The organism is Aquincola tertiaricarbonis (genome assembly GCF_023573145.1).
GTDB lineage: Bacteria > Pseudomonadota > Gammaproteobacteria > Burkholderiales > Burkholderiaceae_C > Aquincola > Aquincola tertiaricarbonis_B.
Genome location: NZ_CP097636.1, coordinates 3455792 through 3470089 on the forward strand (window position 1 = coordinate 3455792; position 14298 = coordinate 3470089).

The 14298-nt window shown below is 65.1% G+C and carries 20 protein-coding genes and 1 tRNA gene; 1 reads left to right on the forward strand and 20 read right to left on the reverse strand.

The window, feature by feature from the left end; translation table 11 throughout:
- The first annotated feature begins 47 nt into the window (after positions 1-47).
- Complete coding sequence (locus tag MW290_RS30375) at positions 48-500, forward strand: Smg family protein (protein ID WP_250198073.1); 453 nt, start codon at positions 48-50, stop codon at positions 498-500.
- A 24-nt stretch (positions 501-524) separates the two neighbouring features.
- Here MW290_RS30375 and MW290_RS30380 read toward each other — a convergent pair whose 3' ends face one another.
- From MW290_RS30380 to rpsN, 20 genes are all read right to left on the reverse strand, one after another.
- Complete coding sequence (locus MW290_RS30380; RefSeq protein ID WP_250198074.1) at positions 525-2909, reverse strand: DUF1631 family protein; 2385 nt, start codon at positions 2907-2909, stop codon at positions 525-527.
- A gap of 39 nt (positions 2910-2948) precedes the next feature.
- Positions 2949-3983, reverse strand: a complete 1035-nt coding sequence (secF, locus tag MW290_RS30385; protein ID WP_250198075.1) for a protein translocase subunit SecF — start codon at positions 3981-3983, stop codon at positions 2949-2951.
- 18 nt (positions 3984-4001) lie between these two features.
- Complete coding sequence (gene secD, locus MW290_RS30390; protein WP_250198076.1) at positions 4002-5888, reverse strand: protein translocase subunit SecD; 1887 nt, start codon at positions 5886-5888, stop codon at positions 4002-4004.
- 57 nt (positions 5889-5945) lie between these two features.
- Positions 5946-6272: a preprotein translocase subunit YajC gene (yajC, locus tag MW290_RS30395; RefSeq protein ID WP_250198077.1), complete on the reverse strand. Its 327-nt coding sequence runs from the start codon at positions 6270-6272 to the stop codon at positions 5946-5948.
- A gap of 124 nt (positions 6273-6396) precedes the next feature.
- Positions 6397-6473: transfer RNA gene (locus MW290_RS30400), tRNA-Met, on the reverse strand.
- 89 nt (positions 6474-6562) lie between these two features.
- Positions 6563-6961, reverse strand: a complete 399-nt coding sequence (gene rplQ / locus MW290_RS30405) for a 50S ribosomal protein L17 (RefSeq protein ID WP_250198078.1) — start codon at positions 6959-6961, stop codon at positions 6563-6565.
- 69 nt (positions 6962-7030) lie between these two features.
- Complete coding sequence (locus MW290_RS30410; protein WP_250198079.1) at positions 7031-8026, reverse strand: DNA-directed RNA polymerase subunit alpha; 996 nt, start codon at positions 8024-8026, stop codon at positions 7031-7033.
- Positions 8027-8183: 157 nt separating this feature from the next.
- The gene (gene rpsD / locus MW290_RS30415; protein ID WP_250198080.1) at positions 8184-8807 is read right to left on the reverse strand and encodes a 30S ribosomal protein S4; all 624 of its coding nucleotides are present in this window, start codon (positions 8805-8807) and stop codon (positions 8184-8186) included.
- 132 nt (positions 8808-8939) lie between these two features.
- On the reverse strand, positions 8940-9344 hold the full coding sequence (gene rpsK / locus MW290_RS30420; RefSeq protein WP_046110776.1) for a 30S ribosomal protein S11: 405 nt from the start codon (positions 9342-9344) through the stop codon (positions 8940-8942).
- 35 nt (positions 9345-9379) lie between these two features.
- A complete protein-coding gene (rpsM, locus tag MW290_RS30425; RefSeq protein ID WP_250198081.1) occupies positions 9380-9745 on the reverse strand; it encodes a 30S ribosomal protein S13 in 366 nt (121 codons plus the stop codon).
- A 29-nt stretch (positions 9746-9774) separates the two neighbouring features.
- Complete coding sequence (gene rpmJ, locus MW290_RS30430) at positions 9775-9888, reverse strand: 50S ribosomal protein L36 (RefSeq protein WP_009548427.1); 114 nt, start codon at positions 9886-9888, stop codon at positions 9775-9777.
- A gap of 10 nt (positions 9889-9898) precedes the next feature.
- Positions 9899-10117 carry a translation initiation factor IF-1 gene (gene infA / locus MW290_RS30435; protein ID WP_009855680.1) on the reverse strand — a complete coding sequence of 73 codons (219 nt, stop codon included), beginning with the start codon at positions 10115-10117 and terminating at the stop codon, positions 9899-9901.
- Positions 10118-10130: 13 nt separating this feature from the next.
- Positions 10131-11441 carry a preprotein translocase subunit SecY gene (gene secY, locus MW290_RS30440; protein ID WP_250198082.1) on the reverse strand — a complete coding sequence of 437 codons (1311 nt, stop codon included), beginning with the start codon at positions 11439-11441 and terminating at the stop codon, positions 10131-10133.
- A gap of 27 nt (positions 11442-11468) precedes the next feature.
- Positions 11469-11900 (reverse strand): 50S ribosomal protein L15, encoded by a 432-nt coding sequence (gene rplO / locus MW290_RS30445; protein WP_250198083.1) that lies wholly within the window; start codon positions 11898-11900, stop codon positions 11469-11471.
- On the reverse strand, positions 11900-12082 hold the full coding sequence (gene rpmD / locus MW290_RS30450) for a 50S ribosomal protein L30 (RefSeq protein WP_250198084.1): 183 nt from the start codon (positions 12080-12082) through the stop codon (positions 11900-11902). Before rpmD ends, rplO begins: the two co-directional genes overlap by 1 nt.
- Before the next feature lie 22 nt (positions 12083-12104).
- Positions 12105-12623, reverse strand: a complete 519-nt coding sequence (gene rpsE / locus MW290_RS30455) for a 30S ribosomal protein S5 (RefSeq protein WP_250198085.1) — start codon at positions 12621-12623, stop codon at positions 12105-12107.
- 19 nt (positions 12624-12642) lie between these two features.
- Positions 12643-13014, reverse strand: a complete 372-nt coding sequence (gene rplR, locus MW290_RS30460) for a 50S ribosomal protein L18 (protein ID WP_250198086.1) — start codon at positions 13012-13014, stop codon at positions 12643-12645.
- Positions 13015-13028: 14 nt separating this feature from the next.
- On the reverse strand, positions 13029-13562 hold the full coding sequence (rplF, locus tag MW290_RS30465; RefSeq protein ID WP_250198087.1) for a 50S ribosomal protein L6: 534 nt from the start codon (positions 13560-13562) through the stop codon (positions 13029-13031).
- 12 nt (positions 13563-13574) lie between these two features.
- On the reverse strand, positions 13575-13967 hold the full coding sequence (rpsH, locus tag MW290_RS30470) for a 30S ribosomal protein S8 (protein WP_046110768.1): 393 nt from the start codon (positions 13965-13967) through the stop codon (positions 13575-13577).
- Positions 13968-13991: 24 nt separating this feature from the next.
- Entirely contained in the window at positions 13992-14297 is a 306-nt protein-coding gene (gene rpsN / locus MW290_RS30475) for a 30S ribosomal protein S14 (RefSeq protein WP_250198088.1), read from the reverse strand.
- Between the last annotated feature and the right edge of the window lies 1 nt (position 14298).

Genomic DNA, 14298 nt, shown 5'->3' on the forward strand with positions numbered 1-14298 from the left:
TTTTGTTTCCGTCCGGCGAGCGTAAACCCGTGGGGTATAGTCAATTCATGTTCGACGTCCTCGTCTACCTGTACGAAAACTACTGGCGTCCGGACGCCTGCCCGGACCATGACCAGTTGGCGCGGAAGCTGTCCTCCGCGGGCTTCGAGTCGGACGAGATCCAGGAAGCACTGTCCTGGCTGGACGGCCTGGCCAGCGTCGCCGAGTGCTACACCGGCGAGCAGCAGCAAACCAGCATCCGCGTCTACACGCCCGCCGAGCAGGACCTGCTGGGCGAGGAGTCCATCGGCTTCATCAGCTTCCTCGAATCGGCCGGCGTGCTGCCGCCGCCGATGCGGGAGATGGTGGTCGACCGCGCCAGTGCGATCGGCGTGGCGCCGATCGCGCTGGACGACATCAAGATCATCGTGCTGATGGTCTTCTGGAGCCTGGGCAAGGAGCCCGACACGCTGGTGCTGGACGAGTTGTTCGTTGCGCCGGAAGACCGCCTCATCCACTGAGACAAGCCGCGCCGGCCCGAGCCGTCAGCTCAACAGACGCGCCGGGTCCACGTCCAGCCGCGCCAGCGCATTGCGGGTGGCGCGCACGGTCAAGGCTTCGTCCTGCGCCGGCAGCAGCAGCCCCGCCTGCAGGAAGGCCGCCAGCCGCTGCTGCTGGAACAGCACGCAGCGCCCGCTGGGCGTGACGAACAGCGACAGCTGGCGCCGCAAGCCCTGCCAGGCCAGCTGCACCGGCTCGTTGCGGCCACGGAAATCGAGCATGAACCAGCTGCCTACCTGCAGCTCGCGCGCCCAGGCCAGCATGGCGGGCGTGGGCGCCGAGCCGCCTTCGGTCGCCACTTCCAGCTCCGAGGTCTCGTGGCCCGACAGGTCCAGCACGGTCGATTCGTCGATCTGCACGTCGTCGCTGTCGGGCAGCAGCTCTTCCAGCGTTTCCAGGCGCTCCATCAGCTCCTCGAAACGGTCGTGCGGAATGGCCGCCGCCTTGGCGGTGAAAGCGGCTGCCAACGAATTGTTCAGCGCCCGCACCTGCTCGTCCTGCTTGTCGGGGGCAACGCCGGCCGAGGCCATGCCTTCGCGCAGCGTCTTCAACAGCGGCGGCAGGCGGCGGATCACTTCCGCCCGGTCTTCACGCGAGACCTTGGCGCTGGCCGACCACACGAGGTCGGCGGCGGCACGCTTCATGGCCTTGGTCTCGTCGCTCTGGCCACCGTACTTCACCGCGGTCATCGCCATCACGTCGGCCCAGACCTGGAACAGGAACTGGCGCACGCCCTCCTGCACCGGCACTTCGTTGAGCATCTTGCGCAGCTCGATCGTGTACTGGATGGCCAGCGTCTCGCGCTGCTCCACCTGCTGCGCCAGCGACACGCCCTTGCGCGTCGCCTCGTTCTCGTTCTTGAAGTAGTGCTCGAGGAATTTCTCGAACTCGGTCAGCACCGTCTGGAACACGCGGCGGCCGGTGTCGGGGTAAGCCTCCACCACCTGCACCACGCGCTTGATCTCGCGCTCCAGCGCATCGCCCACCGCGCGCGACGAGGTATCAAAGCCCATCACGCAGGCCCCCATGCGGTCGATCAGCTTGCGCGCAGGGTGGTCGGTGGTGGCAAAGAAATCGGGCTCGGAGACCGCGACGCGCAGCACCGGCATCTGCAGCCGCGCGAACCACACGCGCACCGTCGCCGGAATGCTTTCTTCGGTCAGGATGGCCTGGAACAGCAACGCCACGATCTCGATGGTGGCGCGTTCGACCGGCGTCTCGGCCGCCTTCTTCAGCGCCTGCTTGCGCTGCTGCAGGTCTTCCAGCAACGTGGGCGCGCTCACCGAGGCCGGGCCCGCACCACCCACCACAGCGGCCTGCGTCGCGCTGAACCGGCGCTGGATGCCCTGCTGCGCCAGGCCGATCGCCGCCGTCAGGCCCGGCGAGGCCGGGCGCGACGGCAGGCGTGCGTCGGTGCGCGCGAACTCGGGCAACTGCCGGCCGACCAGCCGGTTGAGCCGACCCAGCACCGCCTCGGCATGCTCGCCACCGCGCGGTAGCGCCGCTGTGGCCGTGAGCATGCGGGTGGCTTCGTCACCCCGGTGGGTGGGCTGGCCGCTGCGCAGCCCGCCCTGCACGGTTCGGCCGGCAGGGGCGCCTGCATAGCCCGCCATGCCGCCCTGCACCGTGGCGGGCAAGCCGCCCGCGCCGGTCGCCGCGGCCGCGTCGCGCGGCGGCAACTGGCCAAAGCCGGTGCCACCGCCTTGCGGCGTGCGGCGGATCATCGGCCGCAGGTCGACCTGGGGCAGCACCTGCTGCGCGGCCAGGAACTGGTTGCAGGTGTGGTACGCCCCCTGCACCAGGGCCGCCATCTCGTCGTGCAAGGCCGGCTGCAGGTCGCGCCAGCCCGCCACCGGCAGGCCGCTGCTGCACCAGGCGTCCACGGCGATGCGGGCCAGCACGTGAGCGCGCAGCATGTCGTTGGCATCCAGCTCCTCGCGCCGCTCCAGCACCGCCATGCGCGAGCGCAGGTCGGTGAACTCCCAGGAGGCGCGGTCCATGATGGCGAGCGCCAGGCGCGAGCCGAGGATCTCGCGCTCGATGGTGTCGTCGTCCACCAGGGACAGCTTGGGCTCGGCCAGCTGCGGGGCGCGCGGCAGGTCGCCCGGCCGCGAGGCCGAAACGCCGTACAGCATGGCGTTGCGCAAGGCGCCTACGCTGGCCTGGTGCCAGGCCGAACCGCGCTGCTGCAGCGCGGTGAAGGTATCGCGCCGCCGCTGCGTGGTGGTGTAGTCGGCGGGGCGGTCCTGCTGCTCGCGGGCCAGGGCTTCCACCGCCGCGAACACGCCGACGAAGCCCTTGACCAGCTCTTCCGTGTAAAGGCGCCGAACCTGCGTCGCAAGAGCGGAATAGTCGGCAGCGGTCGCCATGCGTGAGGAAGGATGTCGCTTTGTGAGTGCGAACTGACTCTACACCACAGCCCCGGCATTGGGGTCGTCAGGGTCGGCCGCCTTCGCGGCGCCGCCACCCTTGACCAGGTCTTCACGCTTGACGCCCAGCCACATCGCGATGGCCGCGGCCACGAACACCGACGAGTAGATGCCGAAGCAGATGCCGATGGTCAGCGCCATCGCGAAGTAGTGCAGCGAAGGGCCGCCGAACAGCAGCATCGACAGCACCATGATCTGCGTGGAGCCGTGGGTGATGATGGTGCGGCTGATGGTGCTGGTGATCGCGTGGTCGATGACCTGCGGCGTGTCCAGCTTGCGGAACTTGCGGAAGGCCTCGCGCACCCGGTCGAAGATCACCACCGACTCGTTCACAGAGTAGCCCAGCACCGCCAGGATGGCCGCCAGCACCGTGAGCGAGAACTCCCACTGGAAGAAGGCGAAGAAGCCCAGGATGATGACCACATCGTGCAGGTTGGCGACGATGCCGGCGACGCCGAACTTCCACTCGAAGCGCAGCGCCAGGTAGATCACGATGCCGATGATCACGAAGGCCAGCGCCTTGGCACCGTCGATCGCCAACTCGCGGCCCACCTGCGGGCCCACCACCTCGCTGCGAGACAGCTCCAGCGGCCGCTCGGCACCCTTGGCGCACTGCTGCTTGGTCGCCGGGTCGCCGGCCACGGTCACCGCCGCCGACTCCACCTGACCGCCTGCGGCCTGGCACAGGCCGGTGAACACGCGGTTCACCACCTCGGTCTGCTTGACGTCACCACGCAACGGCAGGCGTATCAGCACGTCGCGCGAGGTGCCGAAGTTCTGCACCTGCACTTCGCCGAAGCCCATGCCTTCGACCGTCTCACGCACCTTGTTGATGTCGGCCGGCTCGCTGTAAGCCACCTCCACCACCGTGCCGCCGGTGAACTCGATCGAGAAATGCAGGCCGCGGGTGACGATGAAGAACACCGCGGCCAGGAACATCACCGCCGAGATCACGTTCAGCACCAGCGCATGGCGCATGAACGGGATGTCGCGATGGATACGGAAGAACTCCATGGATGGGCTCCTGCTCGATCAGGCCTGGGCCGACTTGCCGGCGTCGCCACCCGGGCGCCACACCTGGCCGATCGACACCGACTTCAGCTTCTTCTTGCGGCCATACCAGAGGTTGACCAGACCGCGCGAGAACACCACCGCCGAGAACATCGACGTGAGGATGCCCAGGCAGTGCACCACGGCAAAGCCGCGCACCGGACCGGAACCGAAGGCCAGCAGGGCCACGCCCGCGATCAGCGTGGTGACGTTGGAGTCGAGGATGGTGCCCCAGGCGCGCTCGTAGCCGGCCTGGATCGCGGCCTGCGCTGAAGCGCCGCTGCGCAACTCCTCGCGCACCCGCTCGTTGATCAGCACGTTGGCATCGATCGCCATGCCCAGTGTCAGCGCAATGGCCGCCATGCCCGGCAGCGTGAGCGTGGCCTGCAGCATCGACAGGATGGCCACCAACAACAGCAGGTTGAAGGCCAGCGCCAGCGTGGAGAACACACCGAACAGCAGGTAGTAGCAGCACATGAACACCGCGATGGCGGCAAAGCCGTACATCACGCTGTCAAAGCCCTTGGTGATGTTCTCGGCGCCCAGGCTGGGGCCGATGGTGCGTTCTTCGACGATCTCCATCGGCGCGGCCAGCGAACCGGCGCGCAGCAACAGCGCGGTGTCGTTGGCTTCCTGCGTGGTCATGCGGCCGCTGATCTGCACCCGTCCGCCGCCGATCTCGCTGCGGATCACCGGCGCCGTCACCACCTCACCCTTGCCCTTCTCGAACAGCAGGATGGCCATGCGCTTGCCGATGTTCTCGCGCGTGATGTCGCGGAACACGCGGGCACCCTTGGCATCCAGCGTCAGGTGCACGGCGGGTTCCTGCGTCTGGCCGTCGAAGCCGGCTTGCGCGTCGGTCAGATTCTCACCGGTGAGGATGACCTGACGCTTGACGATCAGCGGCGCGCCACCGCGCTCGACGTAACGTTCGGTGCCGAAGGGCACCGGCGCCGACCCGATGGCCGCGGCGGCCGCTTCGGTGCTGTCGTCCACCAGACGCACTTCCAGCGTGGCGGTGCGGCCGATGATGTCCTTGGCCTTGGCCGTGTCCTGCACGCCCGGCAACTGCACCACGACGCGGTCTGCGCCCTGCTGCTGGATGACCGGCTCGGCCACGCCCAGCTCGTTCACGCGGTTGTGCAGCGTGGTGATGTTTTGCTTCAGCGCCGCCTGCTGAACGGCGATCGCTGCCTGCGGCTTGAGCGATCCGGTGAGTTGCAGGTCGCCGCTGCCCGCGGTGCCCTGGTCCCATTGCAGGTCGGGCAGCGCAGGTGCCAGTGCGGCCTGCGCGGCATTCAGCGTCGCGGCATCACGGAAGGTGACGCGCACCACGTTGCCATCACGCACGATGCCGGTGTGGCGGATGTTCTTCTCGCGCAGCAGCGAACGGATGTCGCCCGTCAGCGCCTCGGCCCGCTTGGTCAGCGCGGCCTTCATGTCCACCTGCATCAGGAAGTAGACGCCACCACGCAGGTCCAAGCCCAGGTACATGGGCAGCGCACGCATCGACGTCAGCCACGCCGGCGAGCGGCTCACCAGGTTGAGCGCGACGATGTAGGAAGGATCGTTGGCATCGGGATTCAGCGCCTTCGACAGCACGTCCTTGGCGCGGATCTGGGTATCGGTGTCGCCGAAGCGGGCACGCACCGAGTTGCCGTCGAACTGCACGAAGTCAGGCTGGAGCTGGGCATCGGCCAGCGCCTTCTCCACGCGCGGCACCAGCGAGCTGTCGATCTTCAGCGTCACCTTGCCGCTGGAGACCTGCACCGCAGGCGCCTCACCAAAGAAGTTGGGCAACGTGTACAGCAGCCCGATCACGAACGCGACGACGAGCATCGCGTACTTCCACCACGGATAGCGGTTCATCAACACACTCCCCTGGCGCGGCGAGGCGCGCCGGGCTGAAAACGAACGGTGGCGGGATTACTTGAGGGTGCCCTTGGGCAGCACCTGGGTGATGGCGGTGCGCTGCAGCTGCACTTCCACACCGGTGGCCAGCTCCACATGCACGAAGCTCTCGCCCACCTTGCTGATGCGGCCCAGCAGACCGCCGGCCGTCACCACCTCATCGCCCTTGGCGATGGCATCGATCATCGCCTTGTGTTCCTTCTGCCGCTTCATCTGGGGACGGATCATGATGAAGTACAGCACCACGAACATCAGCACCAGCGGCAGCATGCTCATCAGGCTGGAGCCCATGCCTTCAGCGGCGGCAGGAGCGGTTTGGGCGAAGGCTTCGGAAATGAACACGGCGATCGGTCCTTGTGACAAAGGCCCGTTCGATGCGGGCCCAATCAAAAAAATCCGTAGGAAGCCAAAAAGCTTCGAACAAAAAAACAGGCCCCGCACTTTCGTGGGGGCCTGTCTCGGATTCTGGTTGCGGGGGCAGGATTTGAACCTGCGACCTTTGGGTTATGAGCCCAACGAGCTACCAGACTGCTCCACCCCGCGACGGAAGCTGACAGTATAGCGTGCTTTTGGCTTCTTGCCAGCCCCTATCGAAGAAATTTCGAAAAGAGGCTGCGAAACGCCAAATCAACTTACTCGGCAGCGTCGGTGGCTTCTTCAGCCACGGCGGTGTCGGGACGGTCGACCAGCTCGACGAAGGCCATCGGGGCGTTGTCGCCCACGCGGAAGCCCATCTTCAGGATGCGGGTGTAGCCGCCCGGGCGCGCCTTGTAGCGCGGGCCGAGTTCGTTGAACAGCTTGGTGACGATGTCGCGATCACGGGTGCGCGAGAAAGCCAGGCGGCGGTTGGCCAGCGTGGGTTCCTTGGCCAGCGTGATCAACGGCTCGACGACGCGGCGCAGTTCCTTGGCCTTCGGGACCGTGGTCTTGATGGCTTCGTGCTGCAGCAGCGAGTTGGTCATGTTGCGCAGCATCGCCTGGCGATGCGCGCTGGTGCGGTTGAGTTTGCGGAGTCCGTTGCGGTGACGCATGGTGCTTTCCTTTCTTTATTGAACCCCGGCCGTGTCAGGTACCGGGGGTTGCACATGACAGGCGTGTGATTAACGCTTGTCCAGGCCTTGAGGCGGCCAGTTTTCCAGGCGGGCGCCCAGCGTGAGACCACGCGAGGCCAGCACTTCCTTGATTTCGTTCAGCGACTTGCGGCCGAGGTTCGGGGTCTTCAGCAGCTCGGTTTCCGTGCGCTGGATCAGATCGCCAATGTAGTAGATGTTTTCGGCCTTCAGGCAGTTGGCCGAACGCACCGTCAGTTCCAGCTCGTCCACCGGGCGCAGCAGGATCGGGTCGAAGTTGCCGGCACCACCACGCGGCTGCGTGGGCGCCTGGAAGATCTCGCCGTCTTCGTGCGGCAGCTGTGCGAAGACCACCAGCTGCTCGACCAGGATCTTGGCCGAAGCACGGATCGCTTCTTCGGGGCTGATCGCGCCGTTGGTCTCGATCTCCATGACCAGCTTGTCGAGGTCGGTACGTTGCTCGACGCGGGCGTTCTCCACGGCGTAGCTCACGCGGCGCACGGGCGAGAACGAAGCGTCCAGCACGATGCGGCCGATGGCCTTGGTGGGCTCGTCGCCGAAGCGGCGCAGGTTGCCCGGCACGTAGCCACGGCCCTTCTCGACCTTGATCTGCATGTCGAGCTTGCCGCCCTTGGCCAGGTGCGCGATCACGTGGTCGGGGTTGATCACCTCGACGTCGTGCGGCGTCTGGATGTCGCCGGCCGTGACCGGGCCCTCGCCTTCCTTGCGCAGCACCAGCGTCACTTCGTCGCGGTTGTGCAGCTTGAAGGTCACGCCCTTCAGGTTCAGCATGATGTGGACCACATCTTCCTGAACGCCGTCGACAGTCGAGTACTCGTGCAGCACGCCGGCGATGGTGACTTCCGTCGGCGCGTAACCCACCATCGACGACAGCAGCACACGGCGCAGGGCATTGCCCAGCGTGTGCCCATAGCCCCGCTCGAACGGCTCGAGCGTCACCTTGGCACGGCGATCGCCCAGCGGCTCGACTTGGATGGCTTTGGGTTTCAGCAGATTGGTTTGCATTGAGTGGTGTTCCTGTCAATACCCTCGGCTCGTTACACCGATAAGGCTGATGGACATGTCGGGCCTTGCATGGCCGCTGCGTGCCCGGCAAACACAGCGACCGAAAACAAAACGCGCGCGGGCGGCCCGCAGGCCGCGCGCGCGTCAGGCGCAGTGATCAGCGCGAATACAGTTCCACGATCAGCGCTTCCTTGATCTCGGCGCCGAATTCGTCGCGGTCCGGGGTCTTCTTGAAGACGCCTTCCAGCTTCGATGCATTCACCTCGACCCAGGCCGGCATGCCGATCGACTCGGCCAGCTTCAGGGCTTCGATCACGCGCAGCTGCTTCTTGGCCTTTTCACGCACGGCGACCACGTCACCGGCCTTGACCATGTACGAGGCGATGTTCACCACCTGGCCATTCACGGTGATCGACTTGTGCGACACCAGCTGGCGAGCTTCCGCGCGGGTGGAGCCGAAGCCCATGCGATACACGACGTTGTCGAGGCGCGATTCCAGCAGCGTCAGCAGGTTGGTACCGGTGTTGCCACGGCGGCGCTCGGCTTCTTCGAAGTAACGGCGGAACTGACGCTCCAGCACGCCGTACATGCGCTTGACCTTCTGCTTTTCACGCAGTTGCAGACCGAAGTCGCTGGTGCGCGAGCCGCTGGTACGGCCGTGTTGACCCGGCTTGCTGTCGAACTTGGCCTTGTCGCCGATCGGGCGGCGGGCGCTCTTCAGATAGAGATCGGTGCCTTCGCGGCGGGACAGTTTGGCCTTGGGGCCCAGATAACGTGCCACTTGCTTTTCCTTGTGTGTCTGACGCGGCCGTGTGCACCGCGTGAGTCCGTGCCGACGTCACGGCGCGAACGGTGGGCTGAAGGACAAACGTCGGCAGCGCCCGGGGACGCTACCGACGCGGGGAAACGTCGCTTAGATGCGGCGACGCTTTTGCGGACGGCAGCCGTTGTGCGGCACGGGCGTCACGTCGGAGATCGACGTGATGCGGATGCCCAGCGAAGCCAGCGCGCGCACCGACGACTCGCGGCCGGGGCCGGGGCCCTTGATCCGCACGTCGAGGTTCTTGATGCCTTGTTCCTGCGCAGCACGACCCGCGGTTTCAGCCGCCACCTGGGCCGCGAACGGGGTGCTCTTGCGCGAACCCTTGAAGCCCTGGCCGCCGCTCGAGGCCCACGACAGCGCGCCGCCTTGACGGTCCGTGATCGTGATGATGGTGTTGTTGAACGACGCGTGCACGTGGGCGATGCCGTCCGCAATGTTCTTGCGGACCTTCTTGCTCACACGACGCGCTGCGCTGTTGTTGGGTGCCTTGGCCATGTCTTAATCCTTGAATCCGTTGCCGACCGCGTCGATCACTTCTTGACCAGCGCGCCGGACTTGCGCGGACCCTTGCGGGTGCGGGCGTTGGTCTTGGTGCGCTGACCACGCACCGGCAGGCCACGGCGATGACGCATGCCGCGGTAGCAGCCCAGGTCCATCAGACGCTTGATGTTGATCGACTGTTCGCGACGCAGGTCGCCTTCGATCGTCATGCGGCCGATCTCGTCCCGGATCTTTTCCAGGTCGGCGTCGGTCAGGTCCTTGACCTTCTTGTTGAACTCGATGCCGGCAGCCACGCAGATCTTCTGCGCGGTCGTACGACCGATGCCGTAGATCGACGTCAGACCGATCTCGGTGTGCTTGTGCGGCGGGATGTTGATACCAGCAATGCGTGCCATGGTGTCCTCTTAATCTGGTTCGGCGCTGATCAACCCTGGCGCTGCTTGTGGCGCGGGTCGGTACAGATCACACGCACCACGCCCTTGCGGCGGATGATCTTGCAATTGCGACACATCTTCTTGACCGATGCTGCAACTTTCATGGTCTTCTCCTTATTTCGCGCGGAACACAATGCGTGCCCGGCTCAAGTCGTACGGGGTGAGCTCCACGGTGACCTTGTCGCCGGGAAGAATGCGGATGTAATGCATGCGCATCTTTCCGGAGATATGTCCGAGAACCACGTGGCCGTTCTCGAGCTTCACACGGAAGGTTGCGTTGGGGAGGTTTTCAAGGATCTCCCCCTGCATCTGGATGACATCGTCTTTTGCCATACGGTCTCGCGCTTCAGCTTGCCTTGAAGTTGGCCTTCTTCAGCAACGACTCATACTGCTGACTCATCACATAGCTCTGGACCTGAGCCCAGAAATCCATGGTCACCACAACGATGATCAGCAACGACGTTCCACCGAAATAGAACGGCACGTTGTACTTCAGCACCAGGAACTCGGGCAGCAGGCAAACCGCGGTGATGTACACCGCACCGGCCAGTGTCAGGCGCGACAGGATGCGGTCGATGTACTTCGCGGTCTGGTCACCCGGACGAATGCCCGGGATGAAGGCGCCACTCTTCTTCAGGTTGTCTGCGGTCTCGCGGCTGTTGAACACCAGGGCTGTGTAGAAGAAGCAGAAGAACACGATCATCGCCGCATACAGCAGCACGTAGATCGGCTGCCCCGGCGACAACGCCGACGAGATGTCCTTCAACCACTGCAGCCCGTGCCCGGTCGCGAACCAACCCACCACCGTCGCCGGCAACAGGATGATCGACGACGCGAAGATCGGCGGGATCACGCCCGACATGTTCAGCTTCAGCGGCAGGTGCGACGACTGGCCGCCATACACCTTGTTGCCGACCTGGCGCTTGGCGTAGTTGACCAGTATCTTGCGCTGCCCCCGCTCCACGAACACCACGGCGAAGGTGACCAGCACGATGACCGCGATGATGAACAGCGAGGCGATGATGCTCATCGCACCGGTGCGCACCAGCTCGAACAGACCGCCCACCGCACTCGGCAGACCCGCGGCGATGCCAGCGAAGATCAGGATCGAGATGCCGTTGCCCAGACCGCGCTCGGTGATCTGCTCACCCAGCCACATCAGGAACATCGTGCCTGCCACCAGGCTTACCACCGTCGTCAGCCGGAAGCCGAAGCCGGGTGCGAGCACCAGCCCGGGCGAGCCTTCCAACGCCAGCGCAATGCCGAGCGACTGGAAGATCGCCAGGCCCAGCGTGCCGTAGCGCGTGTACTGGGTGATCTTCCGACGGCCGGCTTCGCCTTCCTTCTTCAGCGCTTCGAGCGAGGGCACGACGTAGGTCATCAACTGCATGATGATCGACGCCGAGATGTACGGCATGATGCCCAACGCGAACACGGTGAAGCGCGACAGCGCCCCGCCCGAGAACATGTTGAACAGGTTCAGGATGCCGCCGCTCTGGCTCTTGAACAGCTGCTGCAGTTGCACCGGGTCGATGCCCGGCACCGGCACGTGAGCGCCGATGCGGTAGACGACCAGGGCCAGAAGCAGGAACACCAGCCGGCGACGCAGGTCACCGAACTTGCCGCTCTTGGCCAGCTGATTGGCGTTGGTTGCCACTCGAACTTGTCCTTGATGCGCGGCCTATCAGGCCAGCGAACCGCCTGCGGCTTCGATCGCAGCCTTGGCGCCAGCGGTGGCGCCAATGCCGTGCAGCGAAACCTTCTTGGTCAGCTCACCCGACTTGATCACCTTGACGACCTTGGCCAGCTCGCCCACCAGGCCAGCTTGCTTCAGACCCACCAGCGTGACCTCGTCGGCGCCCAGCGCTTCCAGGTCGCCCAGCGTGATCTCGGCGTTGTACTTCAGCGAGTGCGACTTGAAGCCGCGCTTCGGCAGACGACGCTGCAGCGGCATCTGGCCGCCTTCGAAACCGACCTTGTGATAGCCGCCCGCGCGGGACTTCTGGCCCTTGTGGCCGCGGCCGGCAGTCTTGCCCAGGCCCGAGCCGATGCCACGGCCGACACGGCGCTTGGCATGCTTGGAGCCGGAACCCGGCTTGATCGTGTTGAGTTGCATCACAGCACCTTCACGAGGTAGGAGACCTTGTTGATCATGCCGCGCACTGCAGGCGTGTCTTCCAGCTGGCGCTCACTGTTGAGCTTGCGCAGACCCAGGCCGCGCACCGTGTCACGGTGCGACTGGCGGGTACCCGCGATGCTCTTGACCAACTTGACGGTCAGGGTTTTCTTGTCGGACATGAAAGTTCTCCGGTCCGCTGGCTCAGTTGAAGATTTCTTCGACCGTCTTGCCGCGCTTCGCAGCGACCGAGGCAGGCGTGGTCGAGTTCTTCAGCGCGTCGAGCGTTGCACGAACCATGTTGTAGGGGTTGGTCGAACCGAAGCTCTTGGCCACGATGTCGGTCACACCCATCACTTCGAACACGGCACGCATCGGGCCGCCGGCGATGATGCCGTCACCGGGCTTGGCCGGGCCCATCATGACCTTGGCAGCGCCGTGAACGCCACGCACCGTGTGGTGGATGGTGCCGTTCTTCAGCGAGACCTTGACCATGTTGCGGCGGGCCGAGTCCATGGCCTTCTGCACCGCGACCGGCACTTCCTTGGCCTTGCCCTTGCCCATGCCGATGCGGCCATCGCCGTCACCCACGACGGTCAGGGCCGCGAAACTCAGCGTGCGGCCGCCCTTGACCACCTTGGTGACGCGGTTCACCGCGATCATCTTTTCCTTCAGACCGTCGTCATTGCCTTCGGTCTGGGCGCGAGGTTGAAACTTCGCCATGTTTAGTTCCTCAATCCAATCAGAACTGCAGGCCGGCTTCGCGCGCCGCGTCTGCCAGAGCCTTCACCCGGCCGTGGTACGCAAAACCAGCGCGGTCGAAAGCCACCTTCTCGATGCCGGCGGCCTTCGCCTTCTCGGCGATGCGCTTGCCCACGATGGTGGCGGCTGCAGCGTTGCCACCCTTGCCAGCGCCACCCAGCTGCTCGCGGACTTCCTTCTCGGCAGTCGAAGCGCTGGCCAGCACCTTGGTGCCGTCGTCGGACAGCACGTTGGCGTAGATGTGCAGGTTGGAGCGGAACACCGTCAGGCGTGCAACGCGTTGAATCGCGATGCGCACACGCGTCTGGCGCGAGCGGCGCAGGCGTTGTTCCTTCTTGGTCGTCGTCGTCATGATCTGGCCGCTCCTTACTTCTTCTTGGTCTCTTTGAGGACCACGCGCTCATCGGCGTAGCGAATCCCCTTGCCCTTGTAAGGCTCGGGCGGACGGAAGGCGCGCACTTCGGCGGCGACCTGGCCGACCACCTGGCGGTCTGCACCCTTGATCAGGATTTCGGTCTGCGTCGGGGTGGTCACGGTGATGCCGGCGGGCATGTCCTTGACCACGGGATGCGAGAAACCGATCTGCAGGTTCAGCTTCTGACCGGCGGCCTGGGCACGGAAGCCCACGCCCACCAGGGTCAGCTTGCGCTCGAAGCCCTTGCTCACGCCGTTGACCATGTTGGCCAGCAGCGCGCGCACGGTGCCGCTCATCGCATTGGCAGCCGCCGAATCATCGGCCGGCGCAACCAGCAGCGAACCGCCTTCGCTCTTGACCTTGACCAGGTTGTGCACCGGGCGGCTCAGCGAACCCAGCGCGCCCTTCACGACGATCTGATCGTCCTTGATGGCCACGTCCACGCCTTGCGGGACGACGACCGGCATTTTTCCTACGCGGGACATTTCAGACTCCCCTTACGCGACGTAGCAGAGCACTTCGCCGCCGATACCGGCTTGACGTGCCTTGCGGTCGGTCATCACGCCACGCGGCGTGGTCACGATGGCGACACCCAGGCCGTTCATCACCTGGGGGATGTCGTGGCGGCCGCGGTACACCCGCAGGCCAGGACGGCTGACACGCTCGATGCGCTCGATCACCGGACGGCCGGCGTAGTACTTCAGCGCAACTTCGAGTTCGGCCTTGCCGTCGCCCTTGACAGCGAAATTCTCGATGTAGCCCTCGTCCTTCAGGACCTGGGCAATGGCCACCTTCAGCTTCGAAGAAGGCATCGTCACCGTGGCTTTCTCGACCATCTGCGCGTTGCGGATGCGAGTCAGCATGTCGGCGATCGGATCACTCATGCTCATTTCTGGATCTCCTTCGAGTGCCGATTACCAGCTGGCCTTGATGACGCCAGGGATGTCGCCCTTGAACGCCAGGTCACGGATCTTGGAACGGGCCAGGCCGAACTTGCGGAACGTGCCGCGGGGGCGGCCGGTCAGCTCGCAACGGTTGCGCTGGCGGGTCGGGTAGGCGTTACGCGGCAGCTGTTGCAGTTGGAGGCGAGCGGCATAACGCTCTTCTTCCGAACGCTTGGCGTCGTTGATGATCGCCTTCAGCTCGTTGTACTTCTTGGAATACTTGGCGGCGAGTTGCTCGCGCTTCAGTTCACGTTGGATCAGGGAAACTTTAGCCACG

Excerpts from the sequence above, each read along its gene's own strand:
- MW290_RS30375 (WP_250198073.1), top strand. The coding sequence starts at position 48 with ATGTTCGACGTCCTCGTCTACCTGTACGAAAACTACTGGCGTCCGGAC.
- rpmD (WP_250198084.1), bottom strand. The coding sequence starts at position 12,082 with ATGTCCGACAAGAAAACCCTGACCGTCAAGTTGGTCAAGAGCATCGCG.
- secF (WP_250198075.1), bottom strand. The coding sequence starts at position 3,983 with ATGGAGTTCTTCCGTATCCATCGCGACATCCCGTTCATGCGCCATGCG.
- rplQ (WP_250198078.1), bottom strand. The coding sequence starts at position 6,961 with ATGCGTCACCGCAACGGACTCCGCAAACTCAACCGCACCAGCGCGCAT.
- rplR (WP_250198086.1), bottom strand. The coding sequence starts at position 13,014 with ATGACGACGACGACCAAGAAGGAACAACGCCTGCGCCGCTCGCGCCAG.
- MW290_RS30380 (WP_250198074.1), bottom strand. The coding sequence starts at position 2,909 with ATGGCGACCGCTGCCGACTATTCCGCTCTTGCGACGCAGGTTCGGCGC.
- rpsE (WP_250198085.1), bottom strand. The coding sequence starts at position 12,623 with ATGGCGAAGTTTCAACCTCGCGCCCAGACCGAAGGCAATGACGACGGT.
- rpmJ (WP_009548427.1), bottom strand. The coding sequence starts at position 9,888 with ATGAAAGTTGCAGCATCGGTCAAGAAGATGTGTCGCAATTGCAAGATC.
- rplF (WP_250198087.1), bottom strand. The coding sequence starts at position 13,562 with ATGTCCCGCGTAGGAAAAATGCCGGTCGTCGTCCCGCAAGGCGTGGAC.
- rpsM (WP_250198081.1), bottom strand. The coding sequence starts at position 9,745 with ATGGCACGCATTGCTGGTATCAACATCCCGCCGCACAAGCACACCGAG.
- rplO (WP_250198083.1), bottom strand. The coding sequence starts at position 11,900 with ATGCAACTCAACACGATCAAGCCGGGTTCCGGCTCCAAGCATGCCAAG.
- infA (WP_009855680.1), bottom strand. The coding sequence starts at position 10,117 with ATGGCAAAAGACGATGTCATCCAGATGCAGGGGGAGATCCTTGAAAAC.
- rpsH (WP_046110768.1), bottom strand. The coding sequence starts at position 13,967 with ATGAGCATGAGTGATCCGATCGCCGACATGCTGACTCGCATCCGCAAC.
- secD (WP_250198076.1), bottom strand. The coding sequence starts at position 5,888 with ATGAACCGCTATCCGTGGTGGAAGTACGCGATGCTCGTCGTCGCGTTC.
- rpsK (WP_046110776.1), bottom strand. The coding sequence starts at position 9,344 with ATGGCCAAGGCACCCAACAACAGCGCAGCGCGTCGTGTGAGCAAGAAG.
- MW290_RS30410 (WP_250198079.1), bottom strand. The coding sequence starts at position 8,026 with ATGCAAACCAATCTGCTGAAACCCAAAGCCATCCAAGTCGAGCCGCTG.